The sequence below is a fragment of the Pantoea sp. Lu_F5_004 genome, from assembly GCF_051136245.1.
GTDB lineage: Bacteria > Pseudomonadota > Gammaproteobacteria > Enterobacterales > Enterobacteriaceae > Pantoea > Pantoea agglomerans.
This window is the reverse complement of record NZ_CP194946.1, coordinates 169,003-190,236: the sequence shown is the minus strand read 5'-3', so window position 1 is coordinate 190,236 and position 21,234 is coordinate 169,003. Positions and strand designations below refer to the sequence as shown.

General features: G+C 56.3%; 17 protein-coding genes. 11 read left to right on the top strand and 6 right to left on the bottom strand.

Annotated features, from left to right (window positions below):
* The first annotated feature begins 117 nt into the window (after positions 1-117).
* Positions 118-2,769, top strand: coding sequence for a phosphoenolpyruvate carboxylase (gene ppc / locus ACR8BN_RS00885; protein ID WP_039387248.1), 2,652 nt, complete (start codon positions 118-120; stop codon positions 2,767-2,769).
* Positions 2,770-2,864: 95 nt separating this feature from the next.
* On the opposite strand, the gene metF is transcribed toward ppc, so the two are convergent.
* From metF to metB, 3 genes are all read right to left on the bottom strand, one after another.
* Positions 2,865-3,764, bottom strand: a complete 900-nt coding sequence (gene metF / locus ACR8BN_RS00880; protein ID WP_010258148.1) for a methylenetetrahydrofolate reductase — start codon at positions 3,762-3,764, stop codon at positions 2,865-2,867.
* A gap of 202 nt (positions 3,765-3,966) precedes the next feature.
* Positions 3,967-6,402, bottom strand: a complete 2,436-nt coding sequence (locus tag ACR8BN_RS00875) for a bifunctional aspartate kinase/homoserine dehydrogenase II (protein WP_069025510.1) — start codon at positions 6,400-6,402, stop codon at positions 3,967-3,969.
* Between the two features lie 2 nt (positions 6,403-6,404).
* Entirely contained in the window at positions 6,405-7,565 is a 1,161-nt protein-coding gene (metB, locus tag ACR8BN_RS00870; RefSeq protein WP_031591842.1) for a cystathionine gamma-synthase, read from the bottom strand.
* 273 nt (positions 7,566-7,838) lie between these two features.
* On the opposite strand from metB, the gene metJ reads away from it, so the two are divergent.
* The gene (metJ, locus tag ACR8BN_RS00865; protein ID WP_009088019.1) at positions 7,839-8,156 is read left to right on the top strand and encodes a met regulon transcriptional regulator MetJ; all 318 of its coding nucleotides are present in this window, start codon (positions 7,839-7,841) and stop codon (positions 8,154-8,156) included.
* A gap of 79 nt (positions 8,157-8,235) precedes the next feature.
* Here metJ and rpmE read toward each other — a convergent pair whose 3' ends face one another.
* Complete coding sequence (gene rpmE, locus ACR8BN_RS00860) at positions 8,236-8,451, bottom strand: 50S ribosomal protein L31 (RefSeq protein WP_003851227.1); 216 nt, start codon at positions 8,449-8,451, stop codon at positions 8,236-8,238.
* 225 nt (positions 8,452-8,676) lie between these two features.
* On the opposite strand from rpmE, the gene priA reads away from it, so the two are divergent.
* The 6 genes from priA to rraA all read left to right on the top strand — a co-directional run bounded on the left by priA (position 8,677) and on the right by rraA (position 15,836).
* A complete protein-coding gene (priA, locus tag ACR8BN_RS00855) occupies positions 8,677-10,872 on the top strand; it encodes a primosomal protein N' (protein WP_083070707.1) in 2,196 nt (731 codons plus the stop codon).
* A 164-nt stretch (positions 10,873-11,036) separates the two neighbouring features.
* Complete coding sequence (gene cytR / locus ACR8BN_RS00850; protein ID WP_010672069.1) at positions 11,037-12,074, top strand: DNA-binding transcriptional regulator CytR; 1,038 nt, start codon at positions 11,037-11,039, stop codon at positions 12,072-12,074.
* Positions 12,075-12,226: 152 nt separating this feature from the next.
* Positions 12,227-13,225, top strand: coding sequence for a cell division protein FtsN (ftsN, locus tag ACR8BN_RS00845; protein WP_434747243.1), 999 nt, complete (start codon positions 12,227-12,229; stop codon positions 13,223-13,225).
* Positions 13,226-13,313: 88 nt separating this feature from the next.
* On the top strand, positions 13,314-13,844 hold the full coding sequence (gene hslV, locus ACR8BN_RS00840) for an ATP-dependent protease subunit HslV (RefSeq protein ID WP_010258174.1): 531 nt from the start codon (positions 13,314-13,316) through the stop codon (positions 13,842-13,844).
* A 10-nt stretch (positions 13,845-13,854) separates the two neighbouring features.
* Positions 13,855-15,192: an HslU--HslV peptidase ATPase subunit gene (hslU, locus tag ACR8BN_RS00835; protein WP_031591847.1), complete on the top strand. Its 1,338-nt coding sequence runs from the start codon at positions 13,855-13,857 to the stop codon at positions 15,190-15,192.
* Positions 15,193-15,350: 158 nt separating this feature from the next.
* Positions 15,351-15,836 (top strand): ribonuclease E activity regulator RraA, encoded by a 486-nt coding sequence (gene rraA, locus ACR8BN_RS00830; protein ID WP_009088032.1) that lies wholly within the window; start codon positions 15,351-15,353, stop codon positions 15,834-15,836.
* A gap of 53 nt (positions 15,837-15,889) precedes the next feature.
* Here rraA and zapB read toward each other — a convergent pair whose 3' ends face one another.
* Positions 15,890-16,129, bottom strand: coding sequence for a cell division protein ZapB (zapB, locus tag ACR8BN_RS00825; protein WP_003851242.1), 240 nt, complete (start codon positions 16,127-16,129; stop codon positions 15,890-15,892).
* Between the two features lie 405 nt (positions 16,130-16,534).
* On the opposite strand from zapB, the gene ACR8BN_RS00820 reads away from it, so the two are divergent.
* The 3 genes from ACR8BN_RS00820 to glpX all read left to right on the top strand — a co-directional run bounded on the left by ACR8BN_RS00820 (position 16,535) and on the right by glpX (position 20,038).
* A complete protein-coding gene (locus tag ACR8BN_RS00820) occupies positions 16,535-17,389 on the top strand; it encodes an MIP/aquaporin family protein (RefSeq protein WP_010258182.1) in 855 nt (284 codons plus the stop codon).
* 30 nt (positions 17,390-17,419) lie between these two features.
* The gene (gene glpK, locus ACR8BN_RS00815) at positions 17,420-18,931 is read left to right on the top strand and encodes a glycerol kinase GlpK (RefSeq protein ID WP_010258184.1); all 1,512 of its coding nucleotides are present in this window, start codon (positions 17,420-17,422) and stop codon (positions 18,929-18,931) included.
* Between the two features lie 96 nt (positions 18,932-19,027).
* Positions 19,028-20,038, top strand: a complete 1,011-nt coding sequence (gene glpX, locus ACR8BN_RS00810; protein WP_434747242.1) for a class II fructose-bisphosphatase — start codon at positions 19,028-19,030, stop codon at positions 20,036-20,038.
* Here the strand turns inward: glpX and emrD are convergent.
* Positions 20,028-21,221, bottom strand: coding sequence for a multidrug efflux MFS transporter EmrD (gene emrD / locus ACR8BN_RS00805; protein ID WP_022624918.1), 1,194 nt, complete (start codon positions 21,219-21,221; stop codon positions 20,028-20,030). The genes glpX and emrD overlap by 11 nt on opposite strands.
* Positions 21,222-21,234: the final 13 nt, after the last annotated feature.

Below are 21,234 nucleotides of genomic sequence, written 5' to 3'. Positions count from 1 at the left end.
AGGCGGCAACGGAGCCGGTTCCCTGTAGATTAGGGGGAACATGGCGTTGCTGATTTTTCTGCTGCCTGAAAGGTCGGGTGTAGAAGTTTTTCAAGACGATAAGGGTGTCAGGGTCCAATGAACGAACAATATTCCGCAATGCGAAGTAATGTCAGTATGCTCGGCAAACTGCTCGGGGATACGATTAAGGATGCACTGGGAGAGAACATCCTCGACCAGGTGGAAACCATCCGTAAGCTCTCCAAGTCATCCCGTGCAGGAAATGACACTCATCGTAAAGAACTGCTCAATACGCTGCAGAACCTCTCCAACGAGGAGCTTTTGCCGGTTGCACGCGCTTTTAGCCAGTTTCTGAACCTCACCAACGTGGCTGAGCAGTATCAGACCATCTCGCAAAGTGGCGAGGGTGAGAACCATCCCGAACTGCTGAAAAAGACCTTTGATACCCTGAAGCAGCAGAAAGATATCAGCGAAAGCGACATCCTTGCGGCCATTGAATCGCTGTCGCTGGAACTGGTGCTGACGGCTCACCCGACTGAAATCACCCGCCGTACGCTGATTCACAAGCTGGTCGAAGTTAACAGCTGCCTGAAACAGCTCGATCACAGCGACGTCTCCGACTACGAACGTAACCAGATTATGCGCCGTCTGCGTCAGCTGGTGGCACAGGCGTGGCACACCGATGAGATCCGCAAATATCGTCCGACCCCTATCGACGAAGCCAAATGGGGCTTTGCCGTAGTGGAAAATAGCCTGTGGGAAGGCGTACCCGCCTTCCTGCGTGAGCTGAACGAGCAGGTAGAAGAGGCGTTCGGCATTAAGCTGCCGGTCGATTTCGTGCCGGTTCAGTTCACCTCATGGATGGGTGGCGACCGCGACGGTAACCCTAACGTTACGGCGGCGATTACCCGCCACGTTATGCAGCTGAGTCGCTGGAAAGCCACTGACCTGTTCCTGCGCGATATCGGCGTATTGATCTCTGAGTTGTCGATGTCAGAGTGCACTGAAGAGATCCGGGAACTCAGCGGCGATCCGGAAGCGCTTGAACCTTATCGTATGATCCTGAAACGCCTGCGCAGCCAGTTAATGACTACCCAGTCATTCCTGGAACGTCGCCTGAAAGGTGAACGTCTGCCGCGCCCGGCCGATCTGCTGGTCTCCAACGCTCAGCTGTGGGATCCGCTGTTTGCCATCTATCAGTCACTGCAAAAGTGCGGCATGGGCATTATCGCCAACGGTCAGTTGCTTGATACGCTGCGCCGCGTGAAATGCTTCGGCGTGCCGCTGGTGCGGATCGATCTGCGTCAGGAGAGTACCCGTCACACCGAAGCGATTGCTGAAGTGACCCGCTATCTGGGTCTCGGCGATTATGAAAGCTGGTCCGAAGCGGACAAGCAGGCCTTCCTGATCCGTGAACTGAACTCAAAGCGTCCGCTGCTGCCTCGCAGCTGGGAACCCAGCGATGAAACGCGTGAAGTGCTGGAGACCTGTCGCGTCGCGGCTGAAGCGCCACAGGGTTCTATCGCCGCCTATGTTATCTCGATGGCGAAAACCCCTTCTGACGTGCTGGCCGTGCATCTGCTGCTGAAAGAAGCAGGCATCGGCTATGCCATGCCGGTTGCACCGCTGTTTGAAACGCTTGATGACCTGAATAACGCCAATGACGTGATGAGCCAGCTGCTGAGCATCGACTGGTATCGCGGCTTAATTCAGGGCAAACAGATGGTGATGATTGGCTATTCTGACTCGGCGAAAGATGCCGGTGTGATGGCCGCCAGCTGGGCGCAATATCAGGCACAGGATGCCCTGATTAAAACTTGTGAGAAGGCCGGGATTTCACTGACGCTGTTCCACGGACGCGGCGGCAGCATCGGCCGTGGCGGCGCACCCGCCCATGCAGCGCTGCTGTCGCAACCGCCAGGTAGCCTGCGCGGCGGTCTTCGTGTGACCGAACAGGGCGAGATGATTCGCTTTAAATATGGTTTACCCGCCGTCACCATCGCCAGCCTGTCGCTTTACACCGGCGCAATTCTGGAAGCGAACCTGATGCCGCCGCCGGAGCCAAAACGCGAATGGCGCGACATTATGGATCAGCTCTCCGCCGACTCCTGTGCGATGTATCGCGGTTATGTGCGTGAAAATGCTGACTTTGTGCCCTATTTCCGCTCAGCGACGCCGGAGCAGGAGCTGGGTAAATTACCGCTGGGCTCACGTCCCGCCAAACGCCGACCTACCGGCGGCGTAGAGTCGCTGCGTGCGATTCCATGGATTTTCGCCTGGACGCAGAACCGTCTGATGCTGCCCGCGTGGCTGGGTGCTGGTGCGGCCCTGCAACAGGCGATGGCCGCCGGTCATCAGGATCAGCTGGAAGCGATGTGCCGCGACTGGCCATTCTTCTCTACCCGTCTGGGTATGCTGGAGATGGTATTCTCAAAAGCGGACCTGTGGCTGGCGGAATATTACGATCAGCGTCTGGTCGAGAAATCACTCTGGCCGCTGGGCAAACAGTTGCGCGATCAGCTTGATGCGGATATCAAAGCGGTACTGACCATTGCCAATGACTCACACCTGATGGCAGATCAGCCGTGGATTGCCGAGTCAATTGCACTGCGTAATGTCTATACCGATCCGCTCAACGTACTCCAGGCCGAACTGCTGCATCGTTCGCGAGCGCGGGAAGCGAATGGCGATGAACCGGATGCCCGCGTTGAGCAGGCGCTGATGGTGACCATTGCCGGTGTCGCGGCAGGCATGCGCAATACCGGTTAACGGTGGTGAGGCGCTGACGCTCGTCAGCGTCGCACTGCAGTAAAAACAAAAAAGTCGGGACTCTCCCGACTTTTTTATTGGCTGAAGCAGAGCGGTTAAGCCGCTGCAGCAGCAGGTCGCACGCCCAGGGTGTGACAAATGGCGTAACTCATTTCGGCACGGTTAAGCGTGTAGAAATGGAAATCCTTCACCCCTTCGCGTGACAGGATTTTCACCATATCCATCGCGATATTGGCTCCCACCATTTTCCGCGTTTCCGGATCATCATCCAGACCGGCAAACATCGCGCTCATCCAGCCCGGCACGCGCACATTAGTTAGCGTGGCAAAGCGTTGCAGCTGTTTAAAGTTAGAGACCGGCAGAATGCCCGGCACAATTTCCACGTCAATGCCGGTCGCGACACAGCGATCGCGGAAACGCAGATAACTTTCAACGTCGAAGAAAAACTGAGTAATGGCCCGGTTGGCGCCTGCATCGATTTTTCGCTTCAGGTTAATCAGATCGGCCTGGGCGCTTTTCGCTTCGGGATGAACTTCCGGATAGGCCGCAACCGAAATATCAAAATCACCCACCTCTTTCAGCAGCGAAACCAGATCGCTGCCGTACATTTCTGGCTTACCACTGCCTGGAGGCAGATCGCCGCGCAGCGCCACAATATGACGGATGCCGTTGTTCCAGTAATCCTGAGCGATGGTGCGCAGTTCATCGCGCGTGGCATCGACACAGGTCAGATGGGGAGCAGCTTCCAGACCGGTGCGATCTTTAATGCCTTTGATAATGCTGTGGGTGCGATCGCGTTCACCTGAGTTTGCACCGTAGGTCACAGAAACGAATTTCGGTTTCAGGCTGCTCAGGCGATCGATGGAGGTCCACAGTGTCTCTTCCATGTCGCTGGTACGAGGCGGGAAGAACTCAAATGAAACATTAATTTGCCCGTTCAGCTCAGCCAGGCTCTGGTTTAGCGCTTCGCGCTGATTGGCATGAAAAAAACTCATCCTGCACCCTCATCGATTAACAATCGGCCTGTGAACATCTACACGTTTAGACGTCCAGATGTTCAAAATGACGTAATCTGACTGTGCCGTCAACTTAAAAATGGTCAACAGTCGCGATCAATTTTCAATCAACATGAAGGCGATTCAACAGGGGGGAGATAACATATTGAAAACAGGCGCCGAAGCGCCTGAGGAGGAGGAGTTACAGCAGTTGTGCGAGGCGATTAATATCTGACTGGATAGCGCCTGCGGTGACATCCCGGCCTGCGCCCGGTCCGCGGATCACCAGCGGATTATCGCGGTACCAGCGGCTCTCAATCGCAAAGACGTTGTCGCACGGCAGCAGTGAGGCCAGCGGATGTTCCGGACGCACCGCTTCAACACCCACGCGCGCCTTGCCGTTGGCATCAAAGCGGGCAACGTAACGCAGCACCAGGTCCATCTCCTGCGCGGCTTCGAGCCGCTGCAGCATCTGCTCATTCAGCTCTTCGCCATTTTCAAAGAAGTGGTCGACAGATCCCTGCTGACAGTTATTGGGCACCAGCGATTCAACCCGCACCTGATCCGGCTCGATGTTGTAGCCTGCCTCACGCGCCAGGATAACCAGCTTGCGCATCACATCCTGACCCGAGAGATCGGCGCGCGGATCGGGCTCAGTTAAACCCTGCTGCCAGGCCTGATCCACCAGCTCGGTAAAGGGCACCGTGCCATCAAACTGCAGGAACAGCCACGACAGCGTGCCGGAGAAGATCCCGCTGATCGCCAGGATGGTATCGCCGCTGTCGCGCAGATCGCGCACCGTGTAATTGATCGGCAGACCTGCGCCAACAGTGGCGTTATAGAGCCAGTGACGCCCGGTTTTGGTAAAGGCATCGCGGATCTGGCGCCAGGTCTGACTGTCAGACGCTCCCGCGACCTTATTGGCGCTGATAACGTGAAAACCGTGACTGGCAAAGTCGAGATACTGCTGCGCCAGCGGTGTGCTGGCAGTGACATCCAGCACCACCAGGTCATCAAACGGGTGAGCACGCATCCACAGGAACAGCGACTCTTCATCGCGCTCTACCGCTTCATCATCAAAGAAGGCGAGTGCCCGGCTGGCTTCCAGCCCGTCATAGCTCAGCAGGCTGCGACGGCTGTCCGCGACGCCCGCCAACACAAATTCAAAGCCGGTTCGCGCTGACAGCGTTTCCTGATCGCGGGCAAACAGCTCCAGCCAGCGTGAACCGATATTGCCTTTGCCAAACAGCATCAGACCGATGCGCTTTTCTGCCCGGAACAGCGACTGATGCAATCCCTGAATCAGATGCTGAGTCGGGCCGACGCGCAGCACTGCGACCACGCTGATGTGCTCTTCTGACTGCCAGATGAACTCAATTGGCTGATCCTTTAACTGCTGCCAGAAGCGATGGGTATGCAGCGGATTGCGGGTAACGCCTGCGCCAACCAGCGCCACCAGCGCCAGGCCGTCGCGCAGCTGCAGATGGCCCGGTAAACCGGCATCCTGAAGCAGCGTAAAAGCGCTGTTAACCACTTCAGCGGTGTAACAGAGCTGCAGCAATTGACGATCGGGATGAACGCCAAACGCCAGCGGACGCAGCTGCGCGCGCTTCAGCAGCAGGTCTATCTCTTTGTGCAGGATGGCGAAGTCATGCTGCTCTGGCAGCTGAATCTCAATCAGGCAAACATCATCATGGCTGGTGACGATACGCGCGCCCGTCCCGGAGGCCAGCACGCGCTCAATGCGGGTTGATCCCTGCTCCGGCTGATAACTGCAGCGCAGTTGCAGGTCGATATCGCTGCCTGAAACCGGCTGCAGAGTCCGGGTGTGGAGAACCGGTGCAGCCAGGCGCGCCAGTTCGCTGGCTTCATCCAGCCTTAACAGCGGCAGCAGGCAGGCATCAGAGACTTTGCGGGGATCGGCACTGTAAACACCCGCCACATCGCTCCAGATGGTCACCCGTCCGACACCCGCCAGTGCGCCAATCTGCGTGGCAGAATAGTCGGAGCCGTTGCGGCCAAGCAGGACGGTTTCACCGGCGTCGTTGCGGCTGATAAATCCGGTCACCACGATGCGCTTGTGCGGATGCTGCGCCAGTAAAGTCTGTAGCAGTGGCCAGGACTTCCCTTCATCTACCTGCGGTTGTGCGGCACGTTCAGCGCGCAGAAACTCACGCGCATCCAGCCAGCAAGCCTGAAGGTCACGCTGGCTCAGTACCGCTGACATCAGGCGTGCCGACCAGACTTCACCGTGACCGACCACTTCGGCATAGACCGCATCGGTAATCGGCGCATCCAGCAGTGCGGCCAGCTTTTCCAGGTCACGGATAAACGCGGTGATTAAAGGTTCTGCGACCTCAGCAGGCAGCAGCGCACTGATCAGTTCGCTCTGGTAGCGCCGTAAAGCCTGTTGCACCTGATGCGCAGAGAGCCGATCGCTCTGGCTCAGCTTCAGCCAGCTAATCAGCTGGTTGGTGGTTGAGCCTGCCGCAGAGACCACCATCAGGTCGCCCGGCTGGCTGTAGTCCGCCATAATACCGGCAACGCGCTGATAGCAGCGCGCATCGGCCAGGCTGCTGCCGCCAAACTTATGCAACTGCCTGATGTTCGGCGTTCCCGCGCCTGCTGAAATCGTCATGCTTAACCCTCGGCTGCGACCCGGAATGCATTATCCAGATCGGCAATTAAATCTTCGTGATCTTCAATACCGACAGAAACCCGTAGCAGCGTATCGGAAATGCCCGCTGCCGCGCGTGCTTCTGCCGACATCCCCGCGTGCGTCATGGTGGCGGTATGGGAGATCAGACTCTCTACTCCGCCCAGCGATTCCGCCAGCGTAAATAGCTGCAATGCTTTCAGGAAGCGACGCAGCAGCGCCTCATCACCGTCGAGCTCGAAACTCAGCATGGCGCCAAAGCCGCGCTGCTGACGTACGGCATGTTCGTGTCCGGCGTTTTCCGGCAGCGAAGGATGATACAACTTTTTCACCAGTTTCTGCTGCTTCAGATACTCTACAATCGCGAGTGCGTTGCGTTGTGCGGCTGCAATCCGCGGCGAAAGTGTACGAATTCCGCGCAGCAGCAGATAACTGTCAAACGCTGCACCGGTCACACCAATGTTATTCGCCCACCAGGCCAGGTCGGTAGCGAGTTGCGGATCTTTGGCGATGACCGCGCCCGCCACGACATCGGAGTGGCCATTGAGGTATTTGGTACAGGAGTGGATAACCAGGTCCGCACCCAGCGCCAGAGGGTTCTGCAGCGCCGGACTCATAAAGGTGTTGTCCACCACGCTGATGGCACCCGCAGCACGCGCAGCGGCGCAAATTGCGCTGATATCTACCACGCGCAGCAGCGGATTGCTGGGGCTTTCAATCAGCACCAGTTTTGGGTTTTCATCCAGAGCTGCCTGCAGCGCTACCGGATCACCCTGATCGACAAATTTCACCCGATAGGCGCCGCGCTTGCTCAGGCTGTCAAACAGCCGATAGCTGCCGCCATAACAGTCATGTGGCGCGACCAGCAGATCGCCAGGCTTCAGAAACACCGTCGTGACCAGGTGAATCGCCGACATCCCGGTATTGGTTAATACCGCGCCCGCTCCCCCTTCCAGTTCTGCCAGCGTACGCTGTACGACATCACGAGTGGGGTTGCCACGACGGGAGTAGTCATGCGCACGAGGCTCATTGAAATCCAGGAAGTTATAGGTCGTAGAGAGGTGGATTGGCGGGACAACGCAGCCATATTGCTCGTCATCATTCAAACCGCTGCGCACTGCGATGGTTGCCGGTTTACGCGTCATGAGCGAATTGTTCCTGAAGAGTGAATAAAATGTAGGCCACAGGATATCACCCTCTAATTAGACGTCAATACATCTGGACATCTAAATGTCTTTGCGTATAGATTGAGCAAAACCGCAATAACCGCTAAAATTATGCGTCATCGCCTGGCGTTCCCCTCTGTGAGACAGAGGCAGTGAGCGAAGAAAACCCGCCATATCAGGGGTCAGGCAGGAAAAAATCAGGCATAATCCGCTGATTTCCTCACATTTAACGTTTATTAATTAAGGTAACTCATGGCTGAATGGAACGGCGAATATATCAGCCCGTACGCTGAGCACGGTAAGAAGAGCGAGCAGGTCAAGAAGATCACAGTATCTATCCCATTGAGCGTGCTGAAGATTTTAACGGATGAGCGCACCCGTCGTCAGGTGAACAACCTGCGTCACGCCACCAACAGCGAGCTGCTTTGCGAAGCCTTTTTACATGCCTTTACGGGCCAACCGCTGCCGGATGACGTCGACCTGCGCAAAGAGCGTAGCGATGAGATTCCGGAAGAAGCAAAAGCAATCATGCGCCAGATGGGTGTCGATCCGGATACCTGGGAGTATTGATCTTTCAGCCATAAAAAAACCCAGCCGAAGCTGGGTTTTTTCTTGCCGCCGAACCCGCAGGTTCAGGTGCCTTTTAATCTTATTTTTTAGCGCCTGGCACGCTGAAACGCTTGTTAAAGCGGTCAACACGGCCACCAGTTGCCACTTCACGCTGCTTACCGGTATAGAACGGGTGGCATTTGCCACAAACGTCCAGGTTCAGTTCGTGAGTCAGTGTTGAACGGGTGTGGATCTCGTTGCCGCAGGTACATTTGATAGTAACTGCTTCGTATTTCGGGTGAATACCTTGTTTCATGGGAAACCTCATTGAAGGCCGTGTCGCTCTCCGTGCCAGGCTTTAACCTGCACAGCACCACACGCGATTGAACATTATAGGGTGTACTCCGGCCAGACATTTCTCACCGAAGGCGGCATATTATACAGGTAAGTTTCGATTGCTGCAAATATCTGCTGAGATACCCGCCATCAGGGTCAGCGTGTACACTACCTTCCCCGATCATTGAGCCGGAAAGAGAGAGTTATGCCCGTAGTCCAGGTCGCCCTGCCCGTCCCCTTGCCCCGCCTGTTTGATTATCTGCCGCCACAGGGCGCGCAGCCGGTCATTGGTGGTCGCGTGAGTGTGCCCTTTGGCAATCGCAGGATGATCGGGATTGTGGTCGCCTTTCGTGAGAGTAGCGATCTGCCGGAAGCACAACTCAAGCGCGTGATCGAGGTACTGGATAATGAATCCCTCTATCCACCGTCGCTGTGGCGCATCCTTAACTGGGCCGCCAGCTACTATCATTCGCCACAGGGAGAGGTACTGAGTCACGCTATTCCGGTACTGCTGCGGCAGGGGAAAGCGGCGCAGGACAATCCCTTATGGCGCTGGGAAATCACCGAGCAGGGTCGGGCGACTGCGCCGGAGAGTTTAAAGCGGGCACCGAAACAGCAGCAGGCGCTGGCTGCACTGCGTCAGCAACCGCTCTATCGTCATCAGGTCAGTGAACATGACCTCACGGATGCGACGTTGCAGGCACTGCGCGCCAAAGGGTTATGCGAACTGCATGAGCATCAGCCGCAGATGCACGACTGGCGTACCACTTATGCCGTAAAAGGCGAACGTCTGCGACTGAATACCGATCAGGCGATGGCCGTGGGTGCGATTCGGGCAGATGATGAACATTACGCAGCCTGGCTGCTGGCGGGCATCACGGGTTCAGGCAAAACCGAGGTTTACCTCAGCGTGCTGGAAAATGTGCTGGCACGCGGTAAACAGGCGCTGGTGCTGGTGCCGGAGATTGGCCTGACCCCGCAAACTATCGCCCGTTTTCGCGAACGTTTTGATGCGCCCATCGATGTGCTGCACTCCGCATTAAATGACAGTGAGCGGCTGGCGGTCTGGTTACGTGCGCGGCGCGGCGAAACGGCGATTGTGATTGGCACCCGATCGGCGCTGTTTACGCCACTGGCCCGTCCTGGCGTAATTATTATCGATGAAGAGCATGACAGCTCCTATAAACAGCAGGAGGGCTGGCGCTATCAGGCGCGCGATCTGGCCGTCTTCCGCGCACATGAAGAGAATATCCCGATTGTTATGGGATCGGCGACACCCGCTCTGGAGACGCTGCACAATGTCCGCAGCGGCAAGTATCGCCAGCTCGACCTGACAAAACGCGCCGGCAATGCCAGACCGGCACTGCAACAGCTTATCGACTTAAAAGGCGTGCAGCTGATCGGCGGTCTGGCACCGGGCCTGATTGGTAAAATGCGCCAGCATCTGCAGGCCGATAATCAGGTGCTGCTGTTTCTTAACCGCCGCGGCTTTTCGCCCGCCCTGCTCTGTCACGATTGCGGCTGGATTGCCGAGTGTACCCGCTGTGACCGCTACTACACGCTGCATCAGCACCATCGTCAGCTACGCTGCCACCATTGCGACAGCCAGCGTCCGCTGCCTAATCAATGCCCGCAGTGTGGTTCAACCCATTTGCTGCCGGTAGGCGTCGGGACTGAGCAACTGGAGCAGCAGCTCGGCACACTTTTCCCTGGCGTGCCGGTGTCGCGAATCGATCGTGATACCACCAGCCGCAAAGGTGCGCTGGAGCAGCATCTGGCTGACGTTCATCGCGGCGGCGCACGAATCCTGGTTGGCACCCAGATGCTGGCCAAAGGCCACCACTTCCCCGATGTTACGCTGGTGTCGCTGCTGGATGTCGATGGTGCACTGTTCTCAGCCGATTTTCGTGCGGCGGAACGCTTTGCTCAGCTCTACACCCAGGTCGCCGGTCGTGCTGGCCGTGCCGGCAAACAGGGCGAGGTGTTGCTGCAGACTCACCATCCGGAACATCCGCTGCTGCAGACGCTGTTGCACCAGGGCTATTCAGCGTTCGCCCAGCAGGCCTTGCTGGAGCGACAGGCAGTCCATCTGCCGCCCTGGAGCCGCCATGCGCTGTTCCGCGCTGAAGATATGGATAACCAGCAGGCGGCGGAATTCCTGCAACAACTCCGTAATTTGCTGGAGGCAAGCCCGCTGAACGATAAGGCGATGTGGTTTATGGGTCCGTTGCCTGCACTGCAGCCAAAACGCAGTGGACGCTGGCGCTGGCAACTGCTGCTGCAGCATCCTTCCCGGCAGCGTCTGCAACAGTTGCTGAGCAGTTCGTTGCCGTTGGTTTCAACACTACCCGCGGCGCGCAAAGTGAAATGGACGCTGGATATCGACCCTACCGAGAGCTGATTTAAGCTGACACTGCGAGCCAGATCGAAAAATGTCGCATAAGTCACAATTTTTATGCAAATTAAGTAACAACCAGCCGGGCAATCGTTAACAATGTTGCCCGGTTTGCCTTCAGGTCAGGCAGAAACAGAATTGAACGCGCCATAACGCGTCAGGAGCATGTGTTGGAGCAGAATCAACAACCGCCCGCCGCCACGATGAAAGATGTTGCGGAGCATGCGGGCGTCTCAACCGCCACCGTATCGCGTGCGCTGATGAATCCGGAGAAGGTTTCTGCGGCCACCCGCCAGAAAGTCGAGCAGGCGGTTGCCGCCGTCGGCTACGCGGCACATGGCCCCACGCGCAACGCCCGTCGCAATGAGACGCGTACCATCCTGGTCATTGTCCCTGACATCTGCGATCCCTTCTTTAGTGAAATCATCCGAGGCGTTGAAGTTACGGCAGCCGAAGAGGGCTATCTGGTGCTGATTGGTGACTGCGCGCATCAGAATCAGCAGGAGAGAACCTTTCTCAACCTGATGGTGACGCGACAGATCGATGGCATGGTGCTGCTCGGCTCAAAGTTGCCTTTTGATGCCAGCATTGATGAGCAACGCAACTTGCCGCCTATGGTAATGGCGAATGAGTTTGCGCCGGAAATGTCACTGCCCACTGTCCACATCGATAATCTGACCGCCGCATTTGAAGCGGTAAATCATTTACTGCAGTTGGGTCACACGCATATCGCCTGTATCGCCGGGCCGGAAGAGATGCCGCTCTGCCAGTATCGTTTGCAGGGGTATGTCCAGGCGATGCGTCGCAGCGGGCTGACGGTCGATCCCACCTATATTGTGCGCGGTGACTTCACATTTGAAGCGGGCGTTGCCGCCATGAATCAGCTGATGACCCTGCCGCAACCGCCGCGCGCGCTCTTCTGCCACAGCGATATTATGGCACTTGGGGCGATGAATCAGGCCCGGCGCTGCGGACTGCGGATACCGGAGGACCTCTCTGTGGTCGGATTCGATGACATTGAGCTATCACGTTACTGCGAGCCGCCGCTGACCACGGTCACGCAGCCACGTTACCAGATAGGCCGGGAAGCGATGCTGCTGCTGCTGGATGAGTTAAATGGTAAACGGGTCATCAGCGGATCGCGGCTGCTGGATGCCGGTTTAACCATTCGTGGCAGCACGGCGCGAGCAAAAAAGCGTGAAAAATAAGCGTATTTGTCTGATTTTTTCAGTAGATTCTTAAGGCGAACACTGCTGGTCAAAGTTCCGACCCTTAAGTAACATGGCGGACTCCTTGCCGGGCGCGTAAAAATCATCATTTCGCCCATCTGGCACTATTTTTGAAGGGTATAAGAACGAGAGTGGCACAAAAAGATTACGTAGGCCGCGGGCGTTCAACAGGGACGCGTCGCAAAAAAAGCCCCAGCCGTGGCAAGAAGAGCAAAGGCGGTTCGGGAACATCTAAACTGATGATTGTACTGGCGGTCGCAGTGTTGGTGACCTTTGCCGGTGGTTTATGGTTCCTGGCGCATCACAAAAAAGAGGACGTGCCGGTCATTACGGATCATAAAGCCAACGGCAATGGCCTGCCGCCGAAGCCAGAAGAGCGCTGGAAATATATTAAAGAGCTGGAGAACCGTCAGGTCACCGTGCCGACACCTATCGAACCCTCTTCCGGTGGCGAAGTGAAGTCGCAGACACAGCTGACCGACGAGCAGCGCCAGTTGCTGGAGCAGATGCAGGCGGATATGCGTCAGCAGCCGACGCAGCTCAACGAAGTGCCGTGGAACGAACAGACGCCGGCGCAACGTCAGCAGACACTGCAGCACCAGCAGCAGTTGCAACAAATGCAACGTCAGCAGCAGCAGGTTCAGCAACAACAGCAGCAGCAACAGGTTCAGCAACAACGTCAGCAGTTGCAGGCTCAGCAGCAACAGCAACGCCAGCAGCAGTTGCAGCAACAACAACAGCGCCAGCAACAGCAGCAATTACAACAACAGCAACGTCAGCAGCAGCAGCAGCAGCAGCAAAACGTACAGCGCCAGACGCAGCCTGCACCTGTTACGCGTGAACCGGAAGTTCAGCCAAAACCGCAGGAGACCGCGAAGGCGAAACCGACGGAGAAAGCTTCTTCGCAGCGCTGGATGGTGCAGTGTGGTTCATTTAAAGGCACTGACCAGGCTGAATCGGTGCGCGCCGGCTTAGCCTTTGAAGGATTTGAAAGCCGTATTACCACCGGTGGCGGCTGGAATCGTGTGGTTATCGGTCCTTATAAAGACCGCGCCTCCGCTGACAGCACCCTGAAGCGCCTGCGCAGTTCCGGACACTCCAGCTGTATTCCGCTCTCCGTCGGGGGTTGAAACCCGTCAAACCCGCCCCATATCTGTTGCATGATACTCCGCGCCCGGTGCGCGGAGTCCTTTTCCGACTGCAACAAGGGGTCTGCCCGTGACAACAATAGTAAGTGTACGACGCAACGGCCAGGTAGTGATTGGCGGTGATGGTCAGGCTACGCTCGGCAATACCGTGATGAAAGGCAACGTTAAAAAAGTGCGTCGTTTATACAACGATAAAGTGATTGCCGGATTTGCTGGCGGCACCGCAGACGCCTTCACCCTGTTTGAACTTTTCGAACGTAAACTGGAAATGCATCAGGGCCATCTGGTGAAAGCTGCGGTGGAACTGGCCAAAGACTGGCGTACTGACCGTATGCTGCGTCGCCTTGAAGCCTTACTGGCCGTCGCAGATGAATCAGCTTCACTGATCATCAGCGGTAACGGTGACGTCATCCAGCCTGAAAACGATCTGATCGCCATCGGCTCCGGTGGGCCTTTTGCCCAGGCAGCGGCACGTGCGCTGCTGGAGAATACCGAGATGGGCGCACGCGACATCGTCGAAAAGTCGCTGAATATCGCGGGTGATATCTGCATCTACACTAACCACAACGTTAATTTCGAAGAATTAACGTCTAAGTCGTAAGGGTATAAATATGTCTGAGATGACTCCTCGCGAAATCGTCAGCGAACTGAACCGCTTTATCATCGGCCAGGACAGCGCTAAGCGCGCCGTGGCTATTGCACTGCGTAACCGCTGGCGCCGCATGCAGCTCGACGAAGAGCTGCGCCATGAAGTGACCCCTAAAAATATCCTGATGATCGGTCCGACCGGTGTCGGTAAAACCGAGATCGCGCGTCGTCTGGCTAAGCTGGCCAATGCGCCGTTTATCAAAGTAGAGGCGACCAAATTTACCGAAGTCGGTTATGTCGGTAAGGAAGTGGACTCTATCATTCGTGACCTGACCGATTCGGCCATTAAGATGGTGCGCAGTCAGGCGATTGAAAAGAACAAATATCGTGCCGAAGAGATGGCGGAAGAGCGCATTCTTGATGTGCTGATTCCACCAGCAAAAAACAACTGGGGCCAGTCAGAGCAGAGCGCTGAACCCTCTGCAGCACGCCAGTCGTTCCGCAAAAAGCTGCGCGAAGGCCAGCTGGACGATAAAGAGATTGAGATCGACCTGGCCGCCAGCAGCCCTGGCGTCGAAATCATGGCCCCTCCGGGCATGGAAGAGATGACCAGCCAGCTGCAGTCGATGTTCCAGAACCTCGGCGGCCAGAAGCAGAAAGCCCGCAAGCTGAAGATCAAAGAAGCGATGAAGCTGCTGATCGAAGAAGAAGCGGCCAAACTGGTTAACCCGGAAGAGCTTAAGCAGGACGCCATTGATGCCGTTGAGCAGCACGGTATCGTGTTTATCGATGAGATCGACAAAATCTGTAAGCGCGGCGGCCAGAATGCCGGCGGCCCGGATGTCTCACGCGAAGGCGTTCAGCGCGACCTGCTGCCGCTGGTTGAAGGCTGCACCGTCTCCACCAAGCATGGTATGGTGAAAACGGACCACATTCTGTTTATCGCCTCAGGCGCGTTCCAGGTTGCCAGCCCTTCCGATCTGATCCCGGAGCTGCAGGGTCGTCTGCCCATCCGTGTTGAACTGCAGGCGCTGACCGTGAACGATTTCCAGCGCATCCTGACCGAGCCGAATGCCTCGATTACCGTGCAGTACAAAGCCCTGATGAATACTGAGGGCGTGAACATTGAGTTCACCGAAGAGGGTATTCGCCGGATCGCTGAAGCCGCATGGCAGGTCAACGAAACCACCGAAAACATTGGTGCGCGCCGTCTGCACACGGTGCTGGAGCGTCTGATGGAAGATATCTCGTATGACGCCAGCGATCGTCACGGTGAATCCGTTACCATCGATGCTGACTATGTTGGTAAACATCTGGATGAACTGGTGGCTGACGAAGACCTTAGCCGCTTCATTCTCTGATCCACTGATTCAGCGCTTTTCAGAAGCCCAGCCCACCCGGCTGGGCTTTTTTATGCATGTTCTTGATCGAACGGTGCTTTTTTCATACTGATGATTTTGCCAACAATCTGCATATAGCGATATACTTACCCTTCCTGTGGCAAACAGACGAAACCCTTATGAAATACGATACATCTGAACTCTGCGATATCTACCATGAAGAAGTGAATGTTGTTGAACCGCTTTTTTCAAATTTTGGTGGGCGCACTTCATTCGGTGGTCAGATTACCACAGTGAAATGCTTTGAAGACAACGGCTTACTCTACGATCTGCTGGAAGAGAATGGCCGGGGTCGGGTACTGGTGATTGATGGCGGCGGCTCAGTGCGCCGTGCACTGGTGGATGCGCAGCTGGCACGTCTGGCGGCAACCAACGAGTGGGAAGGTCTGGTGATTTACGGTTCGGTACGCCAGGTTGATGAGCTGGAAGAGCTGGAGATTGGCATTCAGGCGATTGCCGCAATTCCGGCAGGCGCTGCGGGTGAAGGAATTGGCGAAAGCGATGTGCGCGTCAATTTCGGCGGCGTTACCTTCTTCTCCGGCGACCATCTCTATGCCGACAACACCGGTATCATTCTGTCAGAGGATGCGCTGGACCTCGAATAGGCCAGACATGAAAACGGGTGCCTGAGCACCCGTTTTTCACATCAGCTGAGGCTTCAAACCTCTTCCATTTTTCCCAGCAATGCACGCAGACGTTCCTGCCACACGTGTTGCTCTTCTTTCAGGTGCTGATTTTCACGCATCAGCGCATCGTGGTTGCCCGCGACTTGTTGCGCATCGTTACGCAGTGAGTTGTTCTGCTCTTTCAGCTCTTCGATTTCCATCTGCAACAGGGTGATGGTATCAATCGCCTGCTGTACTTTCGCTTCCAGTTTCTCAAACACTTCAAATGACATCTTTCTGACCTCTCCTAAATTCCTGCAAGGCGTTGATGATGCCAGCTTAAGCCAGCAACGTTGTCCCGATTGTATGTAGCCTCACCCCGCAAGTCCAGCAACGCGGCCGCTGCGGGCGTAGTCTGTAACACTTTTCAGCCAATCCCTGAATTTACGCTGCGCTTACTGCGACTGCTTTCTGGTACGGGTCCGTTATCCCCGTCATCAGGCGCGAATATTGGCTAAGGAAAGCCAGAATACGCGAAAACGCGCATTTTTATGACGCAGTACACAAAAAACGATTTCGCTATTTCTCGTTTATGTTCGTTAACGATAAATTCACACCAGCCCTACATTAAAGCTGGGTGCCTCATGGAATGAGAACAAAAACTGATAAAATTTAACCTCGCTTCAGGAACCACTATTATGAGTCAGACAACTAACACGCTCAAAGGTCAGTGTATTGCCGAATTTCTGGGGACAGGCTTGATTATTTTCTTTGGCGCAGGCTGTGTGGCTGCACTGAAACTCGCCGGTGCCGCCTTCGGTCAGTGGGAAATCTGCATCATCTGGGGTCTTGGCGTTTCCATGGCCGCCTACCTCACCGCAGGCATTTCGGGCGCGCACCTGAACCCGGCAATTACCGTTGCGCTCTGCCTGTTTGCTAATTTTGAAGGACGTAAAGTTCTGCCTTATATCGTATCGCAGATTGCCGGTGCCTTTTGTGCCGCGGCGCTGGTATACGGTCTCTACTACAGCCTGTTTTTTGATTATGAGCAGAGCCACCAGATGGTGCGCGGCACGGTTGAAAGTCTCGACCTGGCAGGCATCTTCTCAACCTACCCTAATCCACATATCGGTGTCGGCCAAGCCTTCCTGGTTGAGATGGTCATCACGGCAGTATTAATGGCGGTCATTATGGGTCTGACGGATGACGGCAACGGCATTCCGCGTGGCCCACTGGCTCCACTGCTGATTGGCCTGCTGGTTGCGGTTATCGGTGGCTCCATGGGTCCTCTGACCGGCTTCGCCCTTAACCCGGCTCGTGATTTCGGACCGAAGATCTTCGCATGGCTGGCAGGCTGGGGTAACGTTGCCTTTACCGGTGGTCGTGACATCCCTTACTTCCTCGTGCCGATTTTTGGCCCGCTGGTCGGTGCCTGCCTGGGTGCAGTAGGTTATCGCACACTGATTGGTCGCTACCTGCCAGGTACCGCCCAGGAACCTGCAAGCGTTCCAGCAGACAAACCGGTTGCACGCGCTCAGCAGCGTAAAGCGTAAGTTTCACCTTTTATCATCAGGACAGAATTTATGACTACCACAGATAAAAAATATATTGTCGCGCTCGATCAGGGCACAACCAGCTCACGCGCTGTCATTCTCGACCACGACTCTAATATCGTCGCGGTATCGCAGCGCGAATTCACCCAGATCTACCCGAAAGCGGGCTGGGTTGAACATGATCCAATGGATATCTGGGCTTCACAAAGCTCAACGCTGGTTGAAGTCCTGGCACATGCCGACATCCGCTCTGATGAGATTGCGGCAATCGGTATCACCAACCAGCGCGAAACCGCTATCGTCTGGGAAAAAGAGACCGGCAAGCCGATCTATAACGCCATCGTCTGGCAGGATCCCCGCACCGCCGACTACTGTCACAAACTGAAGAAAGAGGGTCTGGAAGAGTATATCCAGCACACCACCGGTCTGGTGATTAACCCTTACTTCTCCGGAACCAAAGTGAAGTGGATTCTGGATCACGTTGAAGGCTCACGTGAGCGTGCAAAACGTGGCGAGCTGCTGTTTGGTACCGTCGATACCTGGCTGGTCTGGAAAATGACCCAGGGCCGGGTGCATATCACCGACTATACCAACGCCTCCCGTACCATGATGTTTAACATCCATAAGCTGGAGTGGGATCAGCGTATGCTGGATATCCTGGATATCCCGCGTGAAATGCTGCCAGAAGTGAAATCCTCTTCTGAAGTTTATGGTCAGACCAACATCGGCGGTAAAGGCGGTACACGTATTCCAATCGCTGGTATTGCCGGTGACCAGCAGGCTGCGCTGTATGGCCAGCTCTGTGTTCAGCCTGGCATGGCGAAAAACACCTACGGCACCGGCTGCTTTATGCTGATGAACACCGGTACTGAAGCGGTAACCTCAACGCACGGCCTGCTGACCACAATCGCCTGTGGCCCGCGCGGTGAAGTGAACTATGCACTGGAAGGGGCTGTATTTATCGGTGGCGCCTCTATTCAGTGGCTGCGCGATGAGATGAAGCTGATCAGTGAAGCTGCTGACTCTGAATACTTTGCGATGAAAGTGAAAGACACCAACGGCGTTTACATGGTGCCTGCTTTCACCGGCCTGGGCGCTCCTTACTGGGACCCGTATGCCCGTGGTGCCATCTTCGGCCTGACCCGTGGTGCTAATGCTAACCACATCATCCGTGCGACGCTGGAGTCTATCGCTTATCAGACGCGCGACGTGCTGGAAGCGATGCAGAACGATGCCAACACCCGCCTGCAGGCGCTGCGTGTTGATGGTGGCGCGGTTTCCAACAACTTCCTGATGCAGTTCCAGTCGGACATCCTCGGCACCCGTGTTGAGCGTCCGGAAGTGCGTGAAGTCACCGCGCTGGGTTCTGCTTATCTGGCAGGTCTGGCCGTCGGCTTCTGGCAGGATCTGGATGAAGTCCGCTCTAAAGCGGTTATTGAGCGTGAATTCCGTCCAAGCCTGGAAACCACCGAGCGTAACTTCCGTTATGCTGGCTGGAAAAAAGCCGTAGCCCGCGCCCAGGCGTGGGAAGAACAAGAGTAATATCAATGCCCGCGACCGTTTCTGTCGCGGGCCTTTTCCCCGCTCCACTGCCCCGCTGTGTTACACTGCCTGCCTGTTTTTTGTCAGGTAGATGCCATGAAACGAGAACTTGCCATTGAATTTTCCCGCGTAACCGAAGCTGCCGCCCTGGCAGGCTATCACTGGTTAGGACGCGGCGACAAAAATGCGGCTGACGGCGCGGCTGTCCATGCCATGCGTCATGTCCTGAACTCCATTGAAATCGACGGTCAGATTGTGATCGGTGAAGGCGAAATCGACGAAGCTCCGATGCTCTATATCGGTGAAAAAGTCGGTACCGGCCGCGGCGATGCGGTCGACATTGCGGTCGATCCGATTGAAGGCACCCGCATGACGGCGCTTGGCCAGGCTAATGCGCTGGCGGTGATGGCCGTAGGCGATAAGGGCAGCTTTCTGCACGCACCCGACATGTACATGGAAAAACTGATTGTTGGCCCCACAGCGCGTGGAGAGATCGATCTCGACCTGCCGCTGGAAACCAACCTGCGTAACATCGCCATCGCGATGAAAAAGCCGCTGTCGCAGCTAACCGTGTCGATTCTGGCAAAGCCGCGTCATGACGCAGTGATCGGCCAGTTGCAGCAGCTGGGCGTGCGGGTGTTTACCTTCCCGGATGGCGATGTCGCCGCCTCCATTCTGACCTGCATGCCGGACAGCGAAGTCGATGTGATGTATGGCATCGGCGGCGCACCGGAAGGCGTGGTCTCTGCGGCGGTGATCCGCGCGCTGGATGGGGATATGCAGGGCCGGTTGCTGGCGCGTCACCACGTGAAAGGCGACAGCGCTGAAAACCGTCTGCTGGGTGAACAGGAGCTGCAGCGCTGTGCAGAGATGGGGATTGAAGCGGGCAAAAAGCTGACGCTGAATGAGATGGCACGCAATGACAACGTGGTGTTTGCCGCCACCGGCATTACCAGTGGCGAACTCCTGAAAGGCATTACGCGTCAGGGCAATATCGCCACCAGCGAGACCCTGCTGATTCGCGGTAAATCACGCACCATCCGCCGTATTCAGTCGATTCACTATCTCGACCGTAAAGATCCGGCGCTCCATCCCTTTATCCTGTAACCGGCTGGTTGCCGCGCTCCGGCTGACGTGAGAGCGGTAACCAGCAGAGCAGCATCACCAGCGCCGTAAAGAACATCAGCATGCCAAGGCTGAACTGATCGCGCTGCGGCATCATGGCTGACAGCCACGCCACCAGGCCCGATCCCAGGTTCTGCATCCCGCCAATCAGCGCGCCCGCGCTACCCGCCAGCCAGGCATAAGGTTCCATCGCGCCTGAAGTCGCCAGCGGGAACAGCATGCCAGCCCCAAAGAAGAACAGCGCAGCCGGAACCAGCAGCGTCCAGATATTCATCACGCCGAACCATGCCGGGATCCACATCAGGATGCCCGCCAGCAGGCAGCTATTTACGCCCCACCACATCAGACTGTGCCATGAACCCTGCTCGCGACCGGCAAACCAGGCACCAAAAAATGCTGCCGGAATCGGCAGGATGAACAGGATGCTGACGGTCAGGCTATGCAGGCCGAGCACGCCGCCCAGCAGGACGCCACAGCTCGACTCAAATACCGCAATCCCGGCCAGCGCGCCAATCAGCAGCACAATGTAGCGAACGAAATTCGCGTCGCTGAGCAGGCGGGCGTAGCGTTTAAAGAAAGGTGTCACTTCCGCGCTCTGCGGTCGGGTCTCCGGTAGCCAGCGTGCCATTGAGACGGTTACCGCCAGACAGAGCAGCAGCAGAAAGGCAAAGCAGGCGTGCCAGCCAAAGAGCTGAGTCAGCAGTGCACCAATTACCGGTGCCAGCAGCGGGCTGACCAGAATGCCCATATTAAGCAGGCTGTTAGCGCGCCGCAGTGCGTGCCCCTCGTAGAGATCGCGCGGCATGGTGCGGGCCATCACGCCAGCTACGCCGGTGCCCAGTCCCTGAACAGCGCTGCCGAACACCAGCATATCGAGCGATGTCGCCATCAGTGCCGTAATTGCGCCGATCATAAAGATCATCATGCCCGCCAGGATCACTGGACGACGACCGATGCTGTCTGACAGCGGGCCATAGATCAGCTGGGATCCGCCATAGGTCATCAGATAGGCCGCCATCACACGCTGCAGCGCGCCATCCCGCACATTCAGAGCATCCGCCATCACCGACATCGCCGGGACATAGATAGTCTGTGCCATCTGCCCTACTGCCACCAGCACAATGAGCATCACCAGCAGCGGGCGATTTTCGAGTTTAGTCATCATGATTATGCAAAAT

What these genes read in the sequence shown, in the direction of transcription:
- glpK (WP_010258184.1), top strand. Translation starts at nt 17,420, where the DNA reads ATGACTACCACAGATAAAAAATATATTGTCGCGCTCGATCAGGGCACA.
- ACR8BN_RS00875 (WP_069025510.1), bottom strand. Translation starts at nt 6,402, where the DNA reads ATGACGATTTCAGCAGGCGCGGGAACGCCGAACATCAGGCAGTTGCAT.
- metF (WP_010258148.1), bottom strand. Translation starts at nt 3,764, where the DNA reads ATGAGTTTTTTTCATGCCAATCAGCGCGAAGCGCTAAACCAGAGCCTG.
- zapB (WP_003851242.1), bottom strand. Translation starts at nt 16,129, where the DNA reads ATGTCATTTGAAGTGTTTGAGAAACTGGAAGCGAAAGTACAGCAGGCG.
- ppc (WP_039387248.1), top strand. Translation starts at nt 118, where the DNA reads ATGAACGAACAATATTCCGCAATGCGAAGTAATGTCAGTATGCTCGGC.
- emrD (WP_022624918.1), bottom strand. Translation starts at nt 21,221, where the DNA reads ATGATGACTAAACTCGAAAATCGCCCGCTGCTGGTGATGCTCATTGTG.
- glpX (WP_434747242.1), top strand. Translation starts at nt 19,028, where the DNA reads ATGAAACGAGAACTTGCCATTGAATTTTCCCGCGTAACCGAAGCTGCC.
- priA (WP_083070707.1), top strand. Translation starts at nt 8,677, where the DNA reads ATGCCCGTAGTCCAGGTCGCCCTGCCCGTCCCCTTGCCCCGCCTGTTT.
- rpmE (WP_003851227.1), bottom strand. Translation starts at nt 8,451, where the DNA reads ATGAAACAAGGTATTCACCCGAAATACGAAGCAGTTACTATCAAATGT.
- hslU (WP_031591847.1), top strand. Translation starts at nt 13,855, where the DNA reads ATGTCTGAGATGACTCCTCGCGAAATCGTCAGCGAACTGAACCGCTTT.
- ACR8BN_RS00820 (WP_010258182.1), top strand. Translation starts at nt 16,535, where the DNA reads ATGAGTCAGACAACTAACACGCTCAAAGGTCAGTGTATTGCCGAATTT.
- metJ (WP_009088019.1), top strand. Translation starts at nt 7,839, where the DNA reads ATGGCTGAATGGAACGGCGAATATATCAGCCCGTACGCTGAGCACGGT.
- rraA (WP_009088032.1), top strand. Translation starts at nt 15,351, where the DNA reads ATGAAATACGATACATCTGAACTCTGCGATATCTACCATGAAGAAGTG.
- metB (WP_031591842.1), bottom strand. Translation starts at nt 7,565, where the DNA reads ATGACGCGTAAACCGGCAACCATCGCAGTGCGCAGCGGTTTGAATGAT.